20 protein-coding genes are annotated in these 22,007 nt (G+C 63.2%); 15 read left to right on the plus strand and 5 right to left on the minus strand.

Translation table 11 applies throughout. The features are described 5' to 3' along the window. Nucleotides 1–39 precede the first annotated feature (39 nt). From PspTeo4_RS29215 to ydcS, 5 genes are all read right to left on the minus strand, one after another. Complete coding sequence (locus PspTeo4_RS29215) at nucleotides 40–1,464, minus strand: gamma-aminobutyraldehyde dehydrogenase (protein ID WP_322367069.1); 1,425 nt, start codon at nucleotides 1,462–1,464, stop codon at nucleotides 40–42. Nucleotides 1,465–1,481: 17 nt separating this feature from the next. Next, the gene (locus tag PspTeo4_RS29220; protein ID WP_322367070.1) at nucleotides 1,482–2,288 is read right to left on the minus strand and encodes an ABC transporter permease; all 807 of its coding nucleotides are present in this window, start codon (nucleotides 2,286–2,288) and stop codon (nucleotides 1,482–1,484) included. After that, a complete protein-coding gene (locus PspTeo4_RS29225; protein ID WP_322367071.1) occupies nucleotides 2,278–3,210 on the minus strand; it encodes an ABC transporter permease in 933 nt (310 codons plus the stop codon). The genes PspTeo4_RS29220 and PspTeo4_RS29225 overlap by 11 nt, the downstream gene beginning before the upstream one ends. 1 nt (nucleotide 3,211) lies before the next feature. After that, nucleotides 3,212–4,249, minus strand: a complete 1,038-nt coding sequence (locus PspTeo4_RS29230; RefSeq protein ID WP_322367072.1) for an ABC transporter ATP-binding protein — start codon at nucleotides 4,247–4,249, stop codon at nucleotides 3,212–3,214. A gap of 132 nt (nucleotides 4,250–4,381) precedes the next feature. Beyond that, nucleotides 4,382–5,533: a putative ABC transporter substrate-binding protein YdcS gene (gene ydcS / locus PspTeo4_RS29235; RefSeq protein ID WP_322367073.1), complete on the minus strand. Its 1,152-nt coding sequence runs from the start codon at nucleotides 5,531–5,533 to the stop codon at nucleotides 4,382–4,384. A gap of 217 nt (nucleotides 5,534–5,750) precedes the next feature. Between ydcS and PspTeo4_RS29240 the strand changes: the two genes are divergently transcribed. The 15 genes from PspTeo4_RS29240 (at nucleotide 5,751) to PspTeo4_RS29310 (ending at nucleotide 22,002) form a co-directional block, all read left to right on the plus strand. Next, the gene (locus PspTeo4_RS29240; protein ID WP_322367074.1) at nucleotides 5,751–6,446 is read left to right on the plus strand and encodes a tellurite resistance TerB family protein; all 696 of its coding nucleotides are present in this window, start codon (nucleotides 5,751–5,753) and stop codon (nucleotides 6,444–6,446) included. A gap of 127 nt (nucleotides 6,447–6,573) precedes the next feature. Further along, complete coding sequence (locus PspTeo4_RS29245) at nucleotides 6,574–8,196, plus strand: methyl-accepting chemotaxis protein (RefSeq protein ID WP_322367075.1); 1,623 nt, start codon at nucleotides 6,574–6,576, stop codon at nucleotides 8,194–8,196. A gap of 5 nt (nucleotides 8,197–8,201) precedes the next feature. After that, on the plus strand, nucleotides 8,202–8,708 hold the full coding sequence (locus PspTeo4_RS29250) for a chemotaxis protein CheW (RefSeq protein ID WP_322367076.1): 507 nt from the start codon (nucleotides 8,202–8,204) through the stop codon (nucleotides 8,706–8,708). Continuing rightward, a complete protein-coding gene (locus PspTeo4_RS29255; RefSeq protein WP_322367077.1) occupies nucleotides 8,705–9,964 on the plus strand; it encodes a CheR family methyltransferase in 1,260 nt (419 codons plus the stop codon). Before PspTeo4_RS29250 ends, PspTeo4_RS29255 begins: the two co-directional genes overlap by 4 nt. Then, entirely contained in the window at nucleotides 9,961–10,626 is a 666-nt protein-coding gene (locus PspTeo4_RS29260) for a chemotaxis protein CheW (protein WP_322367078.1), read from the plus strand. Before PspTeo4_RS29255 ends, PspTeo4_RS29260 begins: the two co-directional genes overlap by 4 nt. Then, entirely contained in the window at nucleotides 10,623–12,911 is a 2,289-nt protein-coding gene (locus tag PspTeo4_RS29265; RefSeq protein ID WP_322367079.1) for a hybrid sensor histidine kinase/response regulator, read from the plus strand. Before PspTeo4_RS29260 ends, PspTeo4_RS29265 begins: the two co-directional genes overlap by 4 nt. After that, nucleotides 12,908–13,921 (plus strand): chemotaxis response regulator protein-glutamate methylesterase, encoded by a 1,014-nt coding sequence (locus PspTeo4_RS29270; protein ID WP_322367080.1) that lies wholly within the window; start codon nucleotides 12,908–12,910, stop codon nucleotides 13,919–13,921. Before PspTeo4_RS29265 ends, PspTeo4_RS29270 begins: the two co-directional genes overlap by 4 nt. A 51-nt stretch (nucleotides 13,922–13,972) precedes the next feature. Next, nucleotides 13,973–14,977, plus strand: coding sequence for a Wsp signal transduction system regulator diguanylate cyclase WspR (gene wspR / locus PspTeo4_RS29275; protein WP_322367081.1), 1,005 nt, complete (start codon nucleotides 13,973–13,975; stop codon nucleotides 14,975–14,977). A 216-nt stretch (nucleotides 14,978–15,193) separates the two neighbouring features. Continuing rightward, nucleotides 15,194–16,289 (plus strand): peptide chain release factor 2 gene (gene prfB / locus PspTeo4_RS29280; protein ID WP_322367082.1). Its coding sequence is split into 2 segments (ribosomal slippage): nucleotides 15,194–15,265 and nucleotides 15,267–16,289, totalling 1,095 coding nucleotides; the frame shifts between segments, so codons are not numbered across the junction. A gap of 93 nt (nucleotides 16,290–16,382) precedes the next feature. Further along, nucleotides 16,383–17,885: a lysine--tRNA ligase gene (gene lysS, locus PspTeo4_RS29285; protein WP_322367083.1), complete on the plus strand. Its 1,503-nt coding sequence runs from the start codon at nucleotides 16,383–16,385 to the stop codon at nucleotides 17,883–17,885. A 205-nt stretch (nucleotides 17,886–18,090) separates the two neighbouring features. Next, entirely contained in the window at nucleotides 18,091–18,795 is a 705-nt protein-coding gene (locus tag PspTeo4_RS29290; protein WP_322367129.1) for a TetR/AcrR family transcriptional regulator, read from the plus strand. Nucleotides 18,796–18,824: 29 nt separating this feature from the next. Further along, a complete protein-coding gene (locus PspTeo4_RS29295) occupies nucleotides 18,825–19,373 on the plus strand; it encodes a hypothetical protein (protein ID WP_322367084.1) in 549 nt (182 codons plus the stop codon). 136 nt (nucleotides 19,374–19,509) lie between these two features. Next, nucleotides 19,510–20,787, plus strand: coding sequence for a flavohemoglobin expression-modulating QEGLA motif protein (locus tag PspTeo4_RS29300; protein WP_322367085.1), 1,278 nt, complete (start codon nucleotides 19,510–19,512; stop codon nucleotides 20,785–20,787). Then, nucleotides 20,759–21,679, plus strand: coding sequence for an alpha/beta hydrolase (locus PspTeo4_RS29305; RefSeq protein ID WP_322367086.1), 921 nt, complete (start codon nucleotides 20,759–20,761; stop codon nucleotides 21,677–21,679). The genes PspTeo4_RS29300 and PspTeo4_RS29305 overlap by 29 nt, the downstream gene beginning before the upstream one ends. Beyond that, nucleotides 21,676–22,002 carry a hypothetical protein gene (locus PspTeo4_RS29310; RefSeq protein WP_322367087.1) on the plus strand — a complete coding sequence of 109 codons (327 nt, stop codon included), beginning with the start codon at nucleotides 21,676–21,678 and terminating at the stop codon, nucleotides 22,000–22,002. The genes PspTeo4_RS29305 and PspTeo4_RS29310 overlap by 4 nt, the downstream gene beginning before the upstream one ends. Nucleotides 22,003–22,007: the final 5 nt, after the last annotated feature.

The following is a 22,007-nucleotide window of genomic DNA, read 5'->3' on the forward strand; positions in this document are numbered from 1 at the left end:
CGCCCGATATCAATGGCGCTAGAGCACTCGCGTCATACCTCAATGCTTGAACATCACATGCCGCACACAGGTGTAGTCCTCCAGCCCAAACATCGACAGGTCCTTGCCGTAGCCTGAGTGCTTCTGCCCACCATGGGGCATTTCGCTGACCAGCATGAAATGGGTGTTGACCCAGGTGCAGCCGTATTGCAAACGTGCCGCCAGGCGGTGGGCGCGGCCGGTGTCGCGGGTCCATACCGAGGATGCCAGGCCATATTCCGAGTCATTCGCCCACGCCAGGGCCTGGGCTTCGTCACTGAAACGGGTGACCGAAACCACCGGGCCGAATACTTCGTGGCGCACGATCTCGTCATCCTGCAGGGCATCGGCCAGCACGGTCGGTTCGAAGAAGAAACCCTCACCTGGCAGGGCCTTGCCGCCGGTGACCAGGCGGATATGCGGCTGGGCGACGGCGCGCTGTACCAGGCCTGCGACTTTGTCGCGATGCTGGGCGCTGATCAGTGGGCCAAGCTCGGTGTCTTCAGCGTCCTGCAGGCCGGGTTTAAGGCTGGCCACCGCTTTGCCCAGTCGTTCGACGAATTGTTCGTAGATGCCAGCTTGCACATACAGGCGACAGGCGGCCGTGCAGTCCTGGCCGGCGTTGTAGAAGCCGAAGGTGCGAATGCCGTCGATGGCTGCATCAATGTCGGCATCGTCGAACACCAGCACAGGCGCCTTGCCGCCCAACTCCATGTGCATGCGCTTCACGCTGTCAGCCGTGGCACCAATGATGTGCGCACCGGTGGGGATGGAGCCGGTCAGCGACACCATGCGCACCTTGGGGTGGGTGACCAGCGGGTTGCCTACTGTCTGGCCGCGGCCGAAAAGGATGTTGAGCACACCCGGTGGCAGCAGGTCCTGCGCCAGTTCACCCAGGCGCAGCGCGGTCAGCGGGGTCAACTCCGAGGGCTTGATCACCACGGTATTGCCCGCCGCCAGCGCTGGCGCGATCTTCCAGGCCAGCATCATCAGCGGGTAGTTCCAGGGGGCGATCGAGGCAACCACGCCGAGTGGGTCACGGCGGATCATCGAGGTGTGCCCGGGCAGGTATTCGGCAGCCGCCGAGCCGCCCATGCAGCGCGCAGCTCCGGCGAAGTAGCGGAACACATCGGCAATGGCCGGAATCTCGTCATTCAGTGCCGCCGTAAAGGGCTTGCCGCAGTTCTGCGACTCCAGTCTGGCCAGCTCTTCGCCGTGGTTTTCAATGGTGTCGGCCAACGCCAGCAGCGCCAGGGAGCGGTCCTTGGGGCTGGTCTGGGACCAGCTTTCGAAGGCCAGGTCGGCCGCGCGTACGGCCTGGTCGACCTGTGCCTCGGTGGCTTCGTTGATTTGCGCCAGGGCACTGCCCAGGGCTGGGTTGAGCACGGTCCAGGTCGGCCCTTCGCCGGTCACCAGACGGCCATTAATGAGCATTTGGGTTTGCATGGAAGACTCCTCCAGGGTCATTTGCCGCTGCCCGCGACGCTTTCGCCGCCACGGGTCAGGTAATAGGCGCCGAGGATCGGCAACATGGTCACCAGCATCACCAGCATGGCGACGACATTGGTGACCGGCACATCGCGGGGGCGGCTCAACTGGTTGAGCAACCAGATCGGCAGGGTGCGCTCATGGCCGGCGGTGAAGGTGGTGACGATGATCTCGTCGAACGACAAGGCGAACGCCAGCATGCCGCCGGCCAGCAGGGCCGAGCCCAGGTTGGGCAGAATGATGTAGCGGAAGGTCTGCCAACCGTCGGCACCCAGGTCCATCGAGGCTTCGATCAGGCTCTGGGAGGTGCGTCGCAGACGGGCAATGACGTTGTTGTAGACGATCACCACGCAAAAGGTCGCGTGGCCGACCACGATGGTGAATACACCAGGCTCGATGCCCAAGGTCTTGAACGCTGACAGTAAAGCGATGCCGGTGATGATACCGGGCAGGGCGATGGGCAGGATCAGCATCAGCGAGATGCTTTCCTTGCCAAAGAAACTGCGCCGATACAGCGCCGCCGAGGCCAGGGTGCCGAGCACCAGGGCAATCAAGGTGGCCAGGCAGGCGACTTGCAGCGACAGTTTGATGGCTTCGAGTACATCTGGCCGCATGAACGCCACGGCGAACCAGTTCAGGGTGAAGCCCTTTGGCGGGAAGCTGAAGGCCGCATCCTCGGTGTTGAAGGCATAGAGGATGATGATCAGGATCGGAAAATGCAGGAACAGCAGCCCGCCCCACGCGGCCAGGTGCAGCCCCAGCGAGGCGCGTTCAGAGTGCATCGAAGGCTCCCAGGCGTTTGACGATTGAGAGGTAGACCGCGATCAGCACGATGGGCACCAGGGTGAAGGCAGCAGCCATCGGCATGTTGCCGATGGCCCCTTGCTGGGCGTAGACCATGCTGCCGATGAAGTATCCGGGCGGGCCGATCAGCTGCGGGACGATGAAGTCGCCGAGGGTGAGGCTGAAGGTGAAGATCGAGCCTGCGGCGATGCCGGGTATGGAAAGCGGCAAAACCACTTGCACGAAGGTTTGCCCCGGCGTCGCCCCCAGGTCGGCCGAGGCCTGCAGCAGCGACGGTGGCAGGCGTTCCAGCGAGGCCTGGACTGGCAGGATCATGAACGGCAGCCATATGTAGACGAACACCATGAAACGCCCCAGGTGCGAGGTGGACAAGGTGCTGCCGCCCACCCCCGGCACCGCCAGCACCAGTTGCAGCAGGCCTTCGAGGTGCAACTGCTGAACGAACCACTGGGCGACGCCGCCCTTGGCCAGCAGCAAAGTCCAGGCGTAGGTCTTGACGATACAGCTGGCCCACATCGGCATCATCACGGCGATGTAGAAAAACGCCTTGGTCCTGCCACTGGTGTAGCGCGCCATGTAGTAGGCGATGGGGAAGGCCAGTACGGCGCTGGCCAGCGACACCGCCACGGCCATGCTCAGGGTGCGCAGGATGATGTCGAAGTTCGACGGGTTGAACAGGGCGGCGAAGTTGCCCAGGGTCAGGTCCGGGGTCACCGCCATGGTGAAGTCGTCGAAGGTATAGAAACCTTGCCAGAGCAGGTTCAGCAGCGACCCCAGGTAGATGGCGCCGAACCAGGTCAGTGGCGGTATCAGCAACAGCGCCAGGTACAGGTTGGGCCGGCGGTAGAGCAGGTTGGAAAACCTGCGCAGCAGGCCTGTGGATGCCACGGCCTGGCTCATGTCAGCGGCCCTCGTCGAGGTGGGTTTCACGCAGGACCGTCATGGCTTCGCGCGGCCAGCGCGCATGTACTCGCTGACCCGGTTGCCAGGGCTGAGCCTGATCCTGCCAACGGTCGTTGGCGTGGCTTACCGCCAGCAACTGGCCGCTGTCCAGCTGGATTTCATAACGGGTGGCGCTGCCCTGGTACTGGATGTCGTGCAGCAAACCACTGACCTGGACATCAGCCCCGGTGGCCGGCTCGCCCAGGCGGATGTGTTCGGGGCGAATGGAAAACGGTGTGGCGCTGCCGCTAAGCTGCATGGCCAGTTCGCCACGCAGCACGTTGGAGGTGCCGACGAACTCGGCGACGAAGGTGGTGGCCGGCTTCATGTACAGGTTGCGCGGCGTATCGACCTGTTCGATGCGACCGCGGTTGAACACGGCCACCCGGTCGGACATCGACAGGGCCTCGGTCTGGTCGTGGGTGACGAAAACGAAGGTGATGCCCAGTTGGCGCTGCAGTTTCTTCAGCTCGCCTTGCATCTGTTCGCGCAGCTTGAGGTCCAGGGCGCCGAGGGGTTCGTCCAGCAGCAGGACCCGAGGGCGGTTGACCAGGGCGCGGGCCAGGGCCACGCGCTGACGTTGGCCACCTGAGAGTTGCGCAGGTTTGCGTTCGCCGTAGCCCGAGAGCGCAACCATTGCCAGGGCTTCATCGGCGCGGGCATGGCGCTCGGCCTTGGCCACACCCTTGACCTTCAGGCCGTAGGCGATGTTGTCACGCACGTTCATGTGCGGAAACAGTGCGTAGTCCTGGAACACGGTGTTGACGTCGCGCTGGTAGGGCGGCACGCCAGTGGCTTCGATACCGTGAATGCGGATTGAACCGCTGCTGGGTTGTTCGAAGCCTGCGATCAGTCGCAGGCAGGTGGTTTTGCCCGAGCCTGAAGGGCCGAGCATGGAGAAGAACTCGCCGTCTTCGATGTCGATGCTGACCTGGTCGACGGCCTTGACCTCGCCGAAGGTGCGGGAAACCTGGGTGAACTGGACTGCATGGGGCATGGGCGGTACTCAGCTGATGTTGGGTTGCCAGTGCTGGCCTCTTCGCGGGTAAACCCGCTCCCACAGGAAACTCACTGAACCCTGTGGGAGCGGGTTTACCCGCGAAGAGGCTGACACAGGCATCAATCGACCTTACCGACCGCCCATGATCGCAATGTAGTCCTGTGTCCAACGGCTATACGGCACGAACTTGCCACCTTGGGCCTGTGGCGTTTTCCAGAAGGCAATCTTGTCGAAATTGTCGAAACCGTTGGTCTTGCACCCTTCGGCTCCGAGCAGCTCGCTGCCGGTGCACGCCGCAGGCACTGCTGGCAGCGAGCCGAACCACGCCGCGACATCCCCTTGCACTTTCGGCTGCAACGACCAGTCCATCCACTTGTAGGCGCAGTTCGGGTGCTTGGCCTCGCTGTGCAGCATGGTGGTGTCGGCCCAGCCGGTGGCGCCTTCCTTCGGTATGGTCGAGGCCACGGGCTGGTTCTCGGCTTTCAGGCCGTTGACCATGTAGCCCCAGGAGCTGGAGGCGACCACACCTTCGTTCTTCACATCGCTCATCTGCACCGTTGCGTCATGCCAGTAGCGGTGGATCAGCGGTTGCTGTTGGCGCAGCAGTTCCAGCACGGCCTTGTACTGGGTTTCGTTGAGCTCGTAGGGGTCCTGGATGCCCAGTTCGGGCTTGGCCGATTTCAGATACAGCGCGGCATCGGCGATGTAGATCGGCCCGTCATAGGCCTGTACCCGGCCTTTGTTCGGCTTGCCGTCGGGCAGGTCCTGCGGCTCGAAGACCACGCCCCAGCTGGCGGGTGGCTGCTTGAACACGTTGGTGTTGTACAGCAGCACGTTCGGCCCCCACTGGTACGGGGTGCCGTAGACCTGCTCGTCGACCACGTACCAGCCGCCGTTCTGCAGGCGCGGGTCGATGTGCTTCCAGTTGGGGATCAGCGCGGTATTGATGGGCTGCACCCGCTTGCCGACGATCAGGCGCAGCGAGGCGTCGCCCGAGGCGGTGACCAGGTCGTAGCCGCCCTTGGTCATCAGGCTGACCATCTCATCGGAGGTGGCGGCGGTCTTCACGCTGACCTTGCAGCCGGTTTCCTTTTCGAAACCTGTGACCCAGTCGTAGGCCTTGTCGCTTTCACCGCGCTCGATGTAGCCGGGCCAGGCGACGATATCCAGTCGCCCTTCGCCGGCACCCAGGGCCTTGGGCAAGTCGGCGGCCTGCAGGCCGGCGCTGGCCAGCAACGCGCCGCTCACGGCGCCGAGCAATGCGGTCTTGTGCACTGACATGGTGTTCCCTCTTCTTGGAGATCTTGGTCGGGGCAGTCATCAAGAAAGCGGTGAAGCCTTTGTTATAAGCGTAGTGCGGTTGTGCGGGTTGTTGGCGAAGTCGAGTCTAGTTGGGTTTTGCGCCGGTAACGCAACATCTGGAAGCAAATCCAGCGGTGGTGTCCGCCCCGGCAAGCCTTACTCTGGCGGTGACTTTACGCACCGTGGAGACGTGCACATGAACACCCGAGGCCTGCTCGACCAACTGCTCAAATCTGGCCAGGAACTGCTGAACAAACAAACCACCTCAGGCTCTGCAGGCAAGCCTGCCGCAAGTGCCGGTGGCCTGGGCAGCCTGCTCTCCGGCGCTGGCGGCGGTGCCCTGGCAGCCGGGGCGATGGGCTTGCTGCTGGGCAACAAGAAAGCGCGCAAGTACGGCGGCAAAGTCCTGACCTACGGCGGCTTGGCGGCGCTCGGCGTGCTGGCCTACAAGGCCTATGGCAACTGGCAGGCACGCCAGGGTACGGGGCAGGGCACCGAACCGCAGACCCTCGACCGCCTGCCAGCGTCCCAGGCCGAGCAGCACAGCCAGGCGGTACTGCGGGCATTGGTGGCAGCGGCCAAGTCCGATGGCCATATCGATGACCGCGAGCGTGCCTTGATCGAAGGTGAGTTCACCCGCCTGGACAGCGACCGTGAGCTGCAACACTGGTTGCACGACGAGCTGAACAAGCCGCTGGACCCGGCCGAGGTGGCTCGCGCTGCGCAGACGCCGGAAATGGCCGCCGAGATGTACCTGGCCAGCGTGATGATGGTCGATCAGGAGAATTTCATGGAGCGTGCCTACCTGGATGAACTGGCACGCCAGCTGCGCCTGGACCCGGCCTTGCGTCAGGAGCTGGAAGCCCAGGTCAGGCTGGCTGCGGCGCAATGATGCGGCAAAAGGCCACTCTTTAGGGCATGGACGCCTGAAACTGCGAACTTCAGCCGCAAAAGCGTAGGAAGCCTGGGCTATACTTCGGCGATTTTTCCCGCTCGTTGTGAATTCCTGAGGGCTGAATGTGAAGAACTGGACCTTGCGCCAACGGATCCTGGCAAGTTTCGCCGTGATCATCGCCATCATGCTGCTGATGATCGTGGCCGCCTACTCGCGGCTGGTGACGATTGAAAGCGCTGAGGAAGCCGTGGGGACCGACAGCATCCCTGGGCTCTACTACAGTTCGATGATTCGCAGTGCCTGGGTCGACAGTTACGTCACCAGCCAGCAATTGGTCGGGTTGTCCAAGCACCGTGAAATCACCACGGCCGACATGGATTTGTTCAAAAGCTTCGAGGACCGTCTCAAGCAACAGATGGCGAACTATCAGGGCACCATCCAGGACAGCGACGATCAGGCCCGGTTCGACACCTTCATTCAGATGGAAGAGAGCTACCTCAAGATCATCGGTCAGGTGCTGGAGGCCTACCGTCAGCGCGACTACGCGGAAGCCGAGCGGCTGATCATCGAGGTGCTTACCCCGGCCTGGCTGGATGGGCGCAAGCACCTCAATACGGTCATCGAACACAATCGGGAGTCCGCCGATGCCGACACCAAGGAGATCGTCTCCGCAGTGAGCACTGCCAAGGGCAGCATGTTGGTCTCGCTGTTGCTGGCGATCGTGGCGGCAGGTATCTGTGGGCTCCTGCTGATGCGGGCCATTACCGCACCCATGCAGCGTATCGTCCATGCCCTCGACAAACTGCGCTCGGGTGACCTGAGCATGCGCCTCAGCCTGGACCGCAAGGACGAATTCGGTGCTATCGAGACCGGTTTCAACGAAATGGCCGAGGCCCTGGCCAACCTGGTGTCCCAGGCCCAGCGTTCCTCGGTGCAGGTGACCACTTCGGTGACCGAGATCGCCGCCACCTCCAAGCAGCAGCAGGCCACCGCCACCGAAACCGCCGCCACCACCACCGAAATTGGCGCCACTTCGCGGGAGATTGCCGCCACTTCCCGTGACCTGGTCCGCACCATGACCGAGGTCACCAGCGCTGCCGATCAGGCCTCCAGCCTTGCCGGTTCCGGTCAGCAGGGCCTGGCGCGAATGGAAGAGACCATGCATCAGGTGATGGGCGCCGCCGAACTGGTCAATGCCAAGCTGGCGATCCTCAACGAGAAAGCCAGCAACATTACCCAGGTGGTGGTGACCATCGTCAAGGTTGCCGACCAGACCAACTTGCTGTCGCTCAATGCCGCCATCGAGGCTGAAAAGGCCGGTGAGTACGGCCGAGGCTTCGCCGTGGTCGCCACCGAGGTGCGCCGCCTGGCCGACCAGACCGCCGTGGCCACCTACGATATCGAGCAAATGGTGCGCGAAATCCAGTCGGCCGTGTCGGCCGGGGTGATGGGCATGGACAAGTTCTCCGAAGAAGTGCGCCGTGGCATGTTCGAGGTGCAGCAGGTGGGTGAGCAGCTCAGTCAGATCATCCACCAGGTTCAGGCCCTGGCGCCACGGGTGCTGATGGTCAATGACGGCATGCAGGCCCAGGCCACGGGCGCCGAGCAGATCAACCAGGCGCTGGCCCAGCTCAGCGACGCCAGCACCCAGACGGTGGAATCGTTGCGCCAGGCCAGCTTCGCCATCGACGAGCTGAGCCAGGTGGCTGCAGGCCTGCGCGGCGGTGTGTCGCGCTTCAAAGTCTGACGACGATGAGTGACCTTCACCCCCACTCGGAAGTGGCGGCCAATGCCAAGGGCGCGCTGTACCTGCAGTTTCGTATCGGCGAGCAGCGCTTCGCCCTGGATGTCCGCGAGGTCATCGAGGTACTGCCGCGTCGTCCGCTGAAGCCGATTGCCCAGGCGCCAGCGTGGGTTGCGGGCGTTCTGGCCCATAGAGGCGTCCTGGTGCCGGTGGTCGACCTTTCGGCCTTGAGTTTCGCAGTGCCAGCCGCGCAGCGCACCAGCACGCGCCTGGTGCTGGTGCGCTACCGTGAAGGCCAGCAACTGGGCCTGATCCTCGAGCAAGCCACCGACACCTTGCGCTGTCGCCCCGAAGAGTTCCAGCCCTACGGCCTGGACAACCCAGAGGCGCCTTACCTGGGGCCTGTTCGCCAGGATGCCGATGGCATGCTGCAGCGCATCGAGGTGGACGACCTGTTGTCGGATAGCGTGCGTGCGCTGTTGTTCCCGGCCGAGCCCCTGCAGGTGCCGACATGAGCCTGCAACGCTATTTCCGTTTTCTGCAGGAACGCATCGGCCTGGATGTGGAATCGGTGGGCGAGCCGATGGTCGAACGTGCCCTGCGCCAGCGCTGCGCCGCACTCGAAGCCACCGACCTGGACGATTACTGGCTGCACCTGCAGCAATCGGCTGACGAGCAACAAGCGCTCATCGAAGCCGTGATCGTTCCGGAGACCTGGTTTTTCCGTTACCCGGAGTCATTCACCGCCCTGGTCGGGTTGGCCCGGACACGCCTGGCGGAACTGGCCGGTGAGCGCCCGCTGCGCCTGCTCAGCCTGCCTTGTTCGACTGGCGAGGAACCCTATTCGCTGGCCATGGCCTTGCTTGATGCGGGCTTGAGCGGCTCGTCGTTTCACATCGACGGTACCGATATCAGCCCCAATTCGGTGGCCAAGGCGCAGCAAGCTGTCTACGGACGCAATTCGTTCCGGGGCAATGAGCTGGCGTTCCGTGAACGCCATTTCCATAAACTCGAGGACTCCCATAAGCTGGATGAGCGGGTGTGCCAGCAAGTGACGCTACAGGTGGGCAATGTGCTCGACCCGGCGCTGTCCAGCCGGAATGGCCTGTACGACTTCGTGTTCTGTCGCAACCTGCTCATCTACTTCGATGTGCCGACCCAGCAGCGGGTGTTCGAGGTGCTCAAGCGCCTGGTCCATGCTCAGGGGGTATTGTTCATCGGCCCGGCCGAAGGCAGCTTGCTTGCACGCCTGGGTATGCGTCCGCTGGGTATTGCCCAGTCGTTCGCCTATGTTCGCCAAGATGGCAGTACGTCAGTGCCCGAGGCCAGGCCCCGGCGCACGGTGGCATCGCCATTCGCGCCACGCTCGCCACTGCCGCCACCTGCGCCAGTGCCGGCGCCACGTGCTCTGCGCTCGCCCCAGTTGGCCCAAGCTGCACCCGAACCGCGCGAAAGCGAAAGCGAATTGCTGGCCAGCATCGCACGCCAGGCCAACGCCGGTGACAGCGCCCAAGCCCTGGCCGGTTGCCAGCGCTATCTACGCCAGTTCGCGCCCAAGGCCCAGGTTTATTACTGGTTGGGGCTGCTCAGCGACACCGACGGCAATGCCCCGCAAGCGTTGGTCCACTATCGCAAGGCGCTCTACCTGGACCCTCAACATCCGGAGGCCCTGGTGCACCTGGCCGCCCTGCTGGCAGCCCAAGGTGACGAGGCGGGCGCACGACGTTTGCAGGAGCGTGCCGCACGCGTGGGCCGGGAGTCTGAACGATGAAGGGCGATACCGCGATGGAGTTGATCGCTCAGGATGACGACCGCATCGACGACTGCTGGAACCGCATTGGCGTGCACGGTGACAAGCAGTGCCCGTTGCTGGAGCGGCACGTGCACTGTCGCAATTGCGAAGTCTATGCCGCAGCCGCCACGCGCTTGTTGGATCGCTACGCGTTGGTGCAGGACGACTCGTCGCAAGTGGTGGCGCAGGCAGAGGCATGCGTGGGCCGTTCGATGCTGTTGTTCCGGCTTGGCGAAGAGTGGATGGCCTTGGCCACCGCCAGTCTTGCCGAAATTGCCCCGGTTCAGCCCGTGCATTCGTTGCCGCACCAACGTTCGCGGGTGCTGCAGGGGGTGGCCAATGTACGCGGCGCGTTGGTGCCGTGTCTGTCGCTGGCCGATCTGTTGGGGGTTGAGGCCATGCCTGGTGTTTCACGCAGTGCCAGGGCCATGCCGCGTTTGTTGATCCTGGCCGCCGTGGGTGGGCCGGTGGTGATGGCGGTGGACGAAATCGACGGTATTCACCGTCTCGACCCGGCTTTGCTGGAGGGCGATCAACAAGGTGCTCCTTTCACTGCAGGCGTGTTGCAGTGGCGCGGACGCAGCGTGCGCGTGCTGGACGATCCCCAATTACTGTCTGCCGTGCAGCGGAGCCTGTCATGACCCCAGAGCAATTGCGTGACGCTTCGCTGCTCGAACTGTTCAGCCTGGAAGCCGAGGCCCAGACCCAAGTGCTCAGTGCAGGGCTGATGGCCCTGGAGCGCAACCCGACCCAGGCTGACCAGCTGGAAGCCTGCATGCGTGCGGCCCACTCCCTCAAAGGTGCGGCGCGAATCGTTGGCATCGATGCCGGGGTCAGCGTTGCCCACATCATGGAGGACTGCCTGGTGGCCGCTCAGGAAGGGCGGCTGTTGCTGAGTGCCGAGCATATCGACACCCTGCTGCGGGGCACCGACCTGTTGTTGCATATCGCCACCCCGGGAGACCCGGCCGGCGAAGCGGCCGTGCCGGCTTTCCTGACGCAGATGGCGAGCCTGCTGGACCCTACCACGCCCGCGCCAGCAACCCCGCAGGTTGTGCTGACGCAACCGGAGGAGGTGTTGCAACCACCTGTGATCGAGCCTGCGCCTGTGCTGGTGGAGCCAGAGCCCGACAGTGAGCCGCCGCAGCGCAAGCCGGGCAAGCGCGGCGGCGAGGGGGGCGAGCGGGTATTGCGCGTCACCGCCGACCGCCTCAACAGTCTGCTCGACCTTTCCAGCAAGTCGCTGGTCGAGACCCAGCGACTCAAGCCTTACCTGGCCACCCTGCAGCGCCTCAAACGCATGCATGGGCAAGGCATGCGCGCACTCGATGGTCTTAAAACCCAGCTCGAAGACAGCGGCCAGAGCCTTGAAGTGCTCGAGGCCCTGGCCCAAACCCAGCGGTTGCTGGCAGAAACCCAGGAAATCTTGCAGCAACAGGCCGCCGACCTTGATGAGTTCGGCTGGCAGGCCAGCCAGCGTGCGCAATTGCTGTACGACACCGCCCTGGCCTGCCGCATGCGGCCCTTCGCCGATGTGCTGACCGGGCAAAGCCGCATGGTCCGCGACCTCGGCCGCTCGCTGGGTAAACAGGTGCGCCTGCAGATCGAGGGCGACAAGACCCAGGTCGATCGCGACGTATTGGAAAAGCTCGAAGCGCCACTGACCCATCTGCTGCGCAACGCCGTCGACCATGGCATCGAGTTGCCCGAGCGGCGGGTGTTGGCAGGCAAACCCGCGGAGGGGGTGATTCGCTTGCGCGCCTCGCACCAGGCCGGGCTGTTGATGCTCGAATTGAGTGACGACGGAGCTGGCATCGACCTGGAGCGACTGCGCCACAGCATCGCCGAGCGCGGGCTGTCGCCTGCCGAGACCCTGGCGCGAATGAGCGAGGCGGAGTTGCTCACCTTCCTGTTCCTGCCGGGCTTCAGCCTGCGTGACAAGGTGACTGAAGTGTCCGGGCGCGGTGTTGGCCTGGATGCCGTGCAGCACATGGTGCGAGACCTGCGTGGCGCCATCGAGCTGACTCAGGTCGCCGGCCAGGGCTGTCGTTTTCGGCTGGAGGTGCCGCTGACGCTGTCGGTGGTGCGCAGCCTGGTGGTCGAGGTCGGCGGCGAAGCGTACGCCTTCCCGCTGGCACACATCGAGCGCACCTTGGAAGTGGCCGCCGAAGAGATCGTGCAGATCGAAGGTCGCCAGCATTTCTGGCACGAAGGCCGTCATATAGGCCTGGTCGCCGCAACCCAGTTGCTCAACCGCCCGGCTGGGCAGGGGGATGAAAGCAGCCTGCGGGTGGTGGTGATCCGCGAGCGTGAACAGTTGTATGGCGTGGCCGTGGAGCGTCTGATTGGCGAGCGGGTACTGGTGGTGATGCCGCTCGACCCGCGGTTGGGCAAGGTTCAGGATATTTCCGCCGGTGCGCTGCTGGATGATGGCTCGGTGGTGCTGATCGTCGATGTCGAAGACCTGTTGCGGTCGGTCGAGAAATTGCTCAGCACCGGCCGCCTTGAACGTATCGAACGCAGTGCCCAGGGCGTGCGTGGCGCCAATCGCAAACGCATTCTGGTGGTCGACGACTCGCTGACGGTGCGCGAGCTGCAACGCAAGCTGCTGAGCAACCGCGGTTATGAGGTAGCGGTTGCGGTCGATGGCATGGATGGCTGGAACGCCTTGCGCGGCGAGGACTTCGACCTGCTGATTACCGATATCGACATGCCGCGCATGGACGGTATCGAGCTGGTCACGCTGGTGCGCCGAGACCAACGCCTGCAGACCCTGCCGGTGATGGTGGTGTCGTACAAGGATCGCGAAGAAGATCGCAGACGTGGCCTGGATGCTGGCGCCGACTACTATTTGGCTAAAGCCAGCTTCCACGACGATGCGTTGCTGGATGCCGTGTTGGAGCTGATTGGGGGTGCTCAGGGATGAAGATCGCCATCGTTAATGACATGCCACTGGCCGTCGAAGCGCTGCGCCGGGCGCTGGCTTTCGAGCCTGCACACCAAGTGGTCTGGGTGGCCAGCAACGGCGCCGAAGCTGTGCGCCGCTGCAGTGAGGAACTGCCGGACCTGATTCTGATGGACCTGATCATGCCGGTGATGGATGGTGTCGAGGCCACGCGCCAGATCATGGCCGAGACCCCATGTGCCATCGTCATCGTCACGGTCGACCGCAAGCAGAACGTGCACCGGGTGTTCGAGGCCATGGGCCACGGCGCCTTGGACGTTGTCGATACGCCAGCATTGGGTGCGGGAGATGCGCGTGAGGCAGCGGCGCCGCTGTTGCGCAAAATCCTCAATATCGGTTGGCTGATTGGCCAGCAACGGGCGAGCGCGACGAAGCCGGTGTCCGCGCCGCTGCGTTCGGCCTCGCAGCGCCGTGGTCTGGTGGCCATCGGCTCTTCAGCCGGAGGGCCGGCCGCGCTCGAGGTGCTGCTCAAAGGCTTGCCGCGGGAGTTTCCAGCCGCCATCGTGCTGGTGCAGCATGTCGACCAGGTGTTCGCCGCCGGCATGGCCGAATGGCTCAGCACCGCCTGCGGTTTGCCGGTGCGCCTGGCCCGTGAAGGCGAGCCGCCGCAGCCAGGGCAGGTGCTGCTGGCTGGCACCAACCACCATATTCGCCTGCTGCAGAATGGCCAACTGGCCTACACTGCCGAGCCGGTGAACGAAATCTACCGACCTTCGATCGACGTGTTCTTCGAAAGCGTGGCACGTTTCTGGAGCGGTGACGCGGTAGGCGTGCTGCTTACCGGCATGGGCCGCGATGGCGCTCAGGGCCTCAAAATGATGCGCCAGCAGGGCTTCCTGACCATCGCGCAGGACCAGGCCAGCAGCGCTGTGTATGGCATGCCCAAGGCTGCCGCGGCCATCGACGCGGCGGTCGAGATACGCCCGCTGGAACGAATCGCCGGGCGACTGATGGAAATCTTTGTTAAATGACGATATGTATTGCATCACGCCGCCTGGCCGGCAGTGACTGGGTGATTACGGATGAATGATCTACCGATCGACGGTTTCACGACCACCAATGAAAACTCGGCAATGGTCCTGCTGGTCGACGATCAGGCGATGATTGGCGAGGCGGTGCGTCGTGGCCTGGCGCATGAGGAGAACATCGACTTCCACTTCTGTGCCGACCCACACCAGGCTGTGGCACAGGCCATGCGCATCAAGCCGACGGTGATCCTTCAAGACCTGATCATGCCGGGCCTCGACGGGCTGACCCTGGTGCGCGAGTACCGTAACAACCCGGCCACTCAGGACATTCCGATCATCGTCCTGTCGACCAAGGAAGACCCCTTGGTCAAGAGCGCGGCCTTTGCCGCCGGGGCCAACGATTACCTGGTGAAGTTGCCGGACACCATCGAACTGGTGGCGCGCATCCGCTACCACTCGCGTTCCTACCTGACCTTGCTGCAGCGTGACGAGGCCTACCGCGCCCTGCGTGTCAGCCAACAGCAGTTGCTCGACACCAACCTCATGCTGCAGCGGCTGATGAACTCCGACGGCCTTACCGGGCTGTCCAACCGCCGTCACTTCGATGAGTACCTGGAACTGGAGTGGCGTCGTGCCATGCGCGAGCAACAGCAGATTTCCCTGCTGATGATCGATGTCGACTACTTCAAGGCCTACAACGACAGCTTCGGCCACTTGGCGGGCGATGAGGCCTTGCGTCAGGTCGCCGAGGCCATCCGCGGTTCGTGCTCGCGCCCCACAGACCTGCCGGCGCGTTACGGTGGCGAGGAATTCGCCCTGGTGTTGCCCAACACCTCGCCAGGTGGTGCGCGGCTGGTTGCCGAGAAGCTGCGCCAGACGGTGCTTGGCCTGAATATTCCGCACAGCGCGCCCCAGGCCGATTCGCGGCTGACCGTGAGCATCGGCCTGGCGACCCAGACGCCGAGCATCGGCAGCCATTGCCGCCAGTTGATTTCGGCGGCGGACAAAGGGTTGTACCTGGCCAAGAACAACGGGCGCAACCAGGTCGGTATCGCCTGAGCCTTATCGCCGGCAAGCCGGCTCCCACAGATACAGCGCACCCCATAAGGTCGGCGCCGAACCCGTGGGAGCCGGCTTGCCGGCGATAGGGCCGGAACAGGCTGCCAAGATCGTTCTCCCAGCACCTTTTCTACTGCCCAGCGGGTCTGCCGCCATACTCAAGACTGGGTTATACTCGCGGGCTTTTCACCGAATTCGCACGAGAGCTGCCCGCCCATGGAAATCCAACCGATCCTGAACACCATCAAGGACCTCACCGAGCGTTCCCAGTCCATTCGGGGGTATCTTTGACTACGATCACAAGCATGACCGCCTGATCGAAGTCAATCGCGAGCTGGAAGACCCCAACGTCTGGAACAAGCCCGAGTACGCCCAGGCACTGGGCCGCGAGCGTGCCATGCTGGCGCAGGTCGTCGAGACCCTGGACAAACTGTCCAACGGCCTGGTCGACAGCAAGGACTTGCTCGACATGGCCGTCGAAGAGAATGACGAAGCCGCCGTCAGCGATGTCGTGACCGAGCTGGAAAGCCTGGAAGAAAACCTGGCCCAGCTTGAGTTCCGTCGCATGTTCAGCGGCGAGATGGACATGAACAACGCCTACCTGGACATCCAGGCCGGCTCCGGTGGTACCGAGGCGCAGGACTGGGCGAACATCCTGCTGCGCATGTACCTGCGCTGGGCCGACAAGCGTGGTTTCGACGCCACCATCATCGAGCTTTCCGAAGGTGAAGTCGCCGGTATCAAGGGCGCCACCGTGCACATCAAGGGCGAATACGCCTTCGGCTGGCTGCGCACCGAAATCGGTGTACACCGCCTGGTGCGCAAGAGCCCGTTCGACTCCGGCGCTCGCCGCCACACCTCGTTCTCGGCAGTGTTCGTCTCGCCCGAGATCGACGACAAGGTCGAGATCGATATCAACCCGTCCGACCTGCGTATCGATACCTACCGCTCCTCGGGCGCTGGCGGTCAGCACGTGAACACCACCGACTCGGCGGTACGTATCACCCACGTGCCCACCAACACCGTGGTGGCCTGCCAGAACGAACGCTCCCAGCACGCCAACAAAGACACCGCCATGAAAATGCTGCGGGCCAAGTTGTACGAGCTGGAAATGCAGAAGCGCAACGCCGCCTCGCAGGCGCTGGAAGACAGCAAGTCGGACATCGGCTGGGGCCACCAGATCCGCTCGTACGTACTCGATGACTCGCGCATCAAGGACCTGCGTACCGGCGTCGAGCGTAGCGACTGCCAGAAGGTTCTGGACGGCGACCTCGACCAGTATCTGGAAGCGAGCCTCAAGCAGGGCCTGTAAACCGCACACCACCGCCGCGATACGAGGCCGTAGGCCCGTATCGCGTGCCCTGCCCGACAGGGGCAACGAACACCTGATGGAAAGAATGACGACATGAGCGACCTCAACACCCAACCGCAAGACCTGCAACAGGAAGAAAACGCCCTGATCGCGCTGCGCAAGGAAAAACTTGCCGCCGAGCGCGCCAAAGGCAACGCCTTCCCCAACGACTTCCGCCGCGACAGCTACTGCAACGACCTGCAGAAACAGTACGCGGACAAGACCAAGGAAGAGCTGGAAGCTGCAGCGATCCCGGTCAAGGTCGCAGGTCGCATCATGCTCAACCGTGGCTCGTTCATGGTCATTCAGGACATGACTGGCCGCATTCAGGTCTACGTCAACCGCAAGACGCTGCCGGAAGAAACCCTGGCCGCCGTCAAGACCTGGGACCTGGGCGACATCATCAGCGCCGAAGGCACCCTGGCCCGTTCGGGCAAGGGCGACCTGTACGTGGAAATGACCAACGTGCGCCTGCTGACCAAGTCGCTGCGCCCGCTGCCGGACAAGCACCACGGCCTGACCGACACCGAGCAGCGCTACCGCCAGCGTTACGTCGACCTGATGGTCAACGAAGAAACCCGCAACACTTTCCGCGTGCGTTCGCAGGTGATCTCGCACATCCGCAAATTCCTCATCGAGCGCGACTTCCTCGAAGTCGAAACGCCGATGCTGCAGACCATTCCGGGCGGCGCTGCGGCCAAGCCGTTCGAAACCCACCACAACGCGCTGGACATGGCCATGTTCCTGCGTATCGCGCCTGAGCTGTACCTCAAGCGCCTGGTGGTTGGTGGCTTCGAGAAAGTGTTCGAGATCAACCGCAACTTCCGTAACGAAGGCGTTTCGACCCGGCACAACCCCGAGTTCACCATGCTCGAGTTCTACCAGGCTTATGCCGACTACCGCGACAACATGGACCTCACCGAGGAACTGTTCCGCGAGCTGGCGATGCTGGTACTGGGCAGCACCGACGTGCCATACGGCGACAAGGTGTTCCACTTCGGCGAGCCGTTCGCCCGCCTGTCGGTGTTCGACTCGATCCTCAAGTACAACCCGGAACTCACCGCCGCCGACTTGCAAGACGTCGACCGCGCCCGTGAAATCGCCAAGAAGGCCGGTGCCAAGGTGCTGGGCCACGAAGGCCTGGGCAAACTGCAAGTGATGATTTTCGAAGAGCTGGTCGAGCACAAGCTGGAGCAGCCGCATTTCATCACCGAGTACCCGTTCGAAGTTTCGCCGCTGGCCCGTCGCAACGACGACAACCCTGCCGTGACCGACCGCTTCGAACTGTTCATCGGTGGCCGCGAAATCGCCAACGCCTACTCCGAGCTCAACGATGCCGAAGATCAGGCCGAGCGCTTCCTGGCTCAGGTCGCCGAGAAGGACGCGGGTGACGACGAAGCCATGCACTACGATGCCGACTTCGTTCGTGCCCTGGAATACGGCATGCCGCCGACCGCTGGTGAAGGCATCGGTATCGACCGTCTGGTGATGCTGCTGACCAACTCGCCGTCGATCCGTGACGTGATCCTGTTCCCGCACATGCGTCCGCAGGCCTGAGTCGTCTGAACAAGCCGCCTTTCGAGGCGGCTTTTTCTTGCCTGTACACTTGTATCGGTTGTACCGGCCCTTTCGCGGGTAAACCCGCTCCCACAGTTACAGCACAGTTCTTGAGGCCTGTGGTGTACCTGTGGGAGCGGGTTTACCCGCAAAAGGGCCAGCACTGACAAACCACTCTTCTTGAGGTACCCCCGTGACCCCCGCAATGGACCAGCAAGGCGCCGCCGGCATCGCCACCGCCGTCGCCGAAAGCGTGCAGTACCAAGGGCGCAAGACCGCCCGTCAAGGCAGCGAACAGCGCCGCCAGCTGATCCTCGATGCCGCCATGCGCATCGTCGTGCGTGACGGCGTACGTGGCGTGCGTCACCGCGCCGTGGCTGCCGAGGCCGGGGTGCCGCTGTCGGCCACCACGTACTACTTCAAGGACATCGAGGACCTGCTCACCGATACCTTCGCCCAGTACGTCGAGCGCAGCGCTGCCTACATGGCCAAGCTGTGGGCCAATACCGAAGTGCTGCTGCGTCAGTTGATGGCGCAGGGTGACGGTAGCGTGGAGTCGCGGGCACGGTTGGCCGATGAAGTGGCGCGCATGACCGCCGACTATGTGTCGCGCCAGTTGCACAACCGCCGTGACTTCCTCATGGCCGAGCAAGCCTTCCGTCAGGAGGCCTTGCTATGCCCGCGCCTGGCCGAGCTGGTCTGCGCCCACGAGCAGATCCTGCTGCACGGCACCCGGCAGTTGCTGCAGGTGGTCGGCTCGCAGCAGCCGGAACAGGACGCCCAAATGTTGACGGCGATAATCGAGCAGATGGAATATCAGGGCCTGCTCAAGGACGCGAACGCGCAAGCCGATGGGCAGATGCTCGCTATGCTTACCCGGTACTTGCACTTGGTGTTGGCATCGGGCTGAGCTGAGACCGAATTTTCAAGGAGAACTTGATGAAAGCCTGGCGTGTGGTGTTGTTGACGTTGTCATTCCTGCTGCTGGGCGGTTGTCTGGTGACCTTCCATGAGCCGCTGCCGAGCAACCAGGCGGCGCCCAAGGCATTGCTTGGCAAGTGGAGCAGCAAGGATGCCTGGGGCGAGCCGCTGAAGCTGGTCATCAGCCGCAGCGGTGCCGATGCCTACAAGGCGGTTGCCACGGCCAAGGGCAAAAAGCCTGAAGAGTACGTCTTTACCGTGTCGCGCCATGGCAACCGCTGGTACCTGTCGGCCGGGGTGCCCAAGCGCCTGGGGGGTAATTTCCTGATCGGCGGCTTCGACATCGTCGATGGCAAGGAGCTGGTGGTCTACAACCTCGACGTCGAGCAGGTGCAGCAGGCGGTCGAGAAGAAGGAGTTGACCGGGCGCAGCACCGAGGTGCCGGAAGACAATGGTGAAGGCGTGGTGATCGACAGCCCGTCGGCGCGGGTGCTGGCTTATCTGGACGATCCGGCCAACTCCGACCTGTTCGTCGAGGTAGCGCGGTTTCAGCGGTCCGGCAAATGACCGAGCTGGCTTCTTCGCGGCTGAAGCCGCTCCCACAGGTACAGTGTCACGCCAGAGAGTTGTGCTATCCCTGTGGGAGCGGCTTTAGCCGCGAAGACGCCGGTACAGGTATCCTGTTCTAGAAAGGAGTCCCCCGGTGGACGAGTACCAGCAAACCATACGCGCGTTGTCCGACCGCATCGTCGCTGCGCAGACCCCTATTCGCGTGCTCGACGCCGTGAAGTGGGACGACAGCATCCGTCAGGGTTTCCTCAAGGCCAAGGGCAAGGAACCTCCGGCGGTGGACCGCGCCTACTACCAGTCACGGCCACTGTCGTTCGATTCCAGTGCGGTGAAAGCCGAATTCCAGAGCATTGAGCGTGACATCACCCGCCAGTTGGGCCAGTTCAACCCGGTGGGCCAGATCATGCGGCGCATGTGCAAGGAATACCGCATGGTGGTGCGCATGCTCGAAGCGCGCGGCACCGAGGACTTCGGGCTGATCTCGCAGGAGCTCTATGGCGCGGCCTCCGATGCGTTCCACGCCGGTGACCCAACCCTGGCCGACCTCGGCCTGATGCTGTCGGACTACCTGAATAACATCGACGGCCGGGGCGACCTCAAGGACGAACCGAAGAACCTCACCGCCAAAGAAGCCGTGGATATCCTCCAGCGCCGCCTGAACAAAGTGTTCGGCGAAGCCGAAGAGACCATCCGTGTGTTCGAGTCGGACGGTATCGTTGCCGATGCCGCGGCGGGCGCCGACTACATCAAGGTACGCGCCGATGCCATGTTCAACAGCCGTGACGTGCGCGCCCTGGAAGTTCACGAGGGCTTGGTGCATGTGGGTACCACGCTCAATGGCCTCAACCAGCCGATCTGCACGTTCCTGGCCAAGGGGCCGCCCTCGTCGACGGTGACCCAGGAAGGGCTGGCGATCCTCATGGAGGTGATCGCGTTCGCCTCCTACCCCAGCCGCTTGCGCAAGCTGACCAACCGCACCCGGGCCATCCACATGGTCGAGGAGGGCGCGGACTTCATGCAGGTCTACGGGTTCTTCCGCGAGCAAGGCTTTGAAATGGCGCAGTGCTACAGTAATGCCAGCCGTGTGTTCCGTGGCTCGGTGCCCAATGGTCTGCCATTCACCAAGGACTTGTCCTACCTCAAGGGCTTCATCATGGTTTACAACTACATTCAGTTGGCCGTGAAGAAGGGCAAGCTCGAACAGATTCCGTTGCTGTTCTGCGGCAAGACCACCCTGGAAGACATGCGTACCCTGCGCCAGTTGGTCGAAGAAGGCCTGGTGGAGCCGCCCAAGTACCTGCCGGAGCAGTTCCGAGACCTTAGCGCGCTGTCGGCCTGGATGTGCTTCTCCAACTTCCTCAACCACCTGAGCCTGGACCGTATTGAAGCCGACTACGCGAACATTCTCTGAGTGCTGCCGCCTGCTGGTCCTGGGCCTGGTCCTGCTGCTTAGTGGTTGCAGCAGCCTGCTGTTCTACCCGGAGCCTGGGCAGGCGTTCACCCCGGAGCGGGCCAAACTCGACTACCGCGATGTCAGCCTCGTGACCTCCGATGGCGTCCGGCTGCATGGTTGGTGGCTGCCGGCCAAGGTGGGTGTCGAGGTCAAGGGCACGGTGTTGCACTTGCACGGCAATGGCGGCAACCTGCCAGGCCACCTGGGTGGCAGCTACTGGCTGCCCGAGCAGGGCTACCAGGTGCTGATGATCGATTACCGTGGCTACGGCCTGTCCCAGGGCAAACCGACCTTGCCCGAGGTCTATCAGGATATCGCCGCGGCCATGGCCTGGCTGGACCAAGCCCCCGAGGTCAAAGGTAAGCCGCTGGTGCTGCTGGGCCAGAGCCTCGGCGGGGCTATGGCGATCCATTATCTAGCGGCCAACCCCGAACAGCGCCAGCGCTTCAGCGCACTGGTGTTCGACGGCGTGCCTGCAAGCTATCGCGCCGTTGGCCGCTATGCCTTGAGTACTTCGTGGATGACCTGGCCGCTGCAGGTGCCGCTGTCCTGGCTGGTGCCGGACGGCGACAGCGCGATCCGCTCGGTCGAGCAACTGAGCGGCCCGCCGAAGCTGTTTTTCCACAGCATCGACGACAAGCTGGTACCGATGGACAACGGTATAAGCCTGTACCAGCACGTACCGCCACCGCGCGTGTTGCAGCTGACCCGGGGAGGCCATGTGCAGACCTTCGCCGACCCGGTGTGGCGCCAGGTGATGCTGCGTTTTCTTGAAGACCCCAGCCATTTCAACGGCCTGCGGCGGCTGGCCGAAGTGCCTAACTACCCTGACGAGAAGAACAAGCAATGAGTGAAGAACGCAACGCCATCCCTCTGATCCTGACCGGTGTCGGCAGCATCATCGTGACGGTGGGAGCCCTTTGGTATTACGGCTACCTGCATTTCGCCAAGCCCGAGGACGCGTTGTTGCTGCAGGATTACACCATGCTCAAGACCGTGCCGGGGGAGGACTACAAGGTGTCCCTCGACCCGGCGCCGCAAGTGGCGCAGTGCGTGGATGGGGTGCTGGTGCTGTTCGATACTCAGCAAAAAGGCCTGACCGGCGTACTGGTGGACAACCGCAAGCGGGCGATTCGTTGCATGGGTGGGGAGACGCCGCAGCAGGGCCAGTGACCGGA

Origin of the sequence: Pseudomonas sp. Teo4, from assembly GCF_034387475.1 — a bacterium.
In the GTDB taxonomy this organism is placed as follows: Bacteria; Pseudomonadota; Gammaproteobacteria; order Pseudomonadales; family Pseudomonadaceae; genus Aquipseudomonas.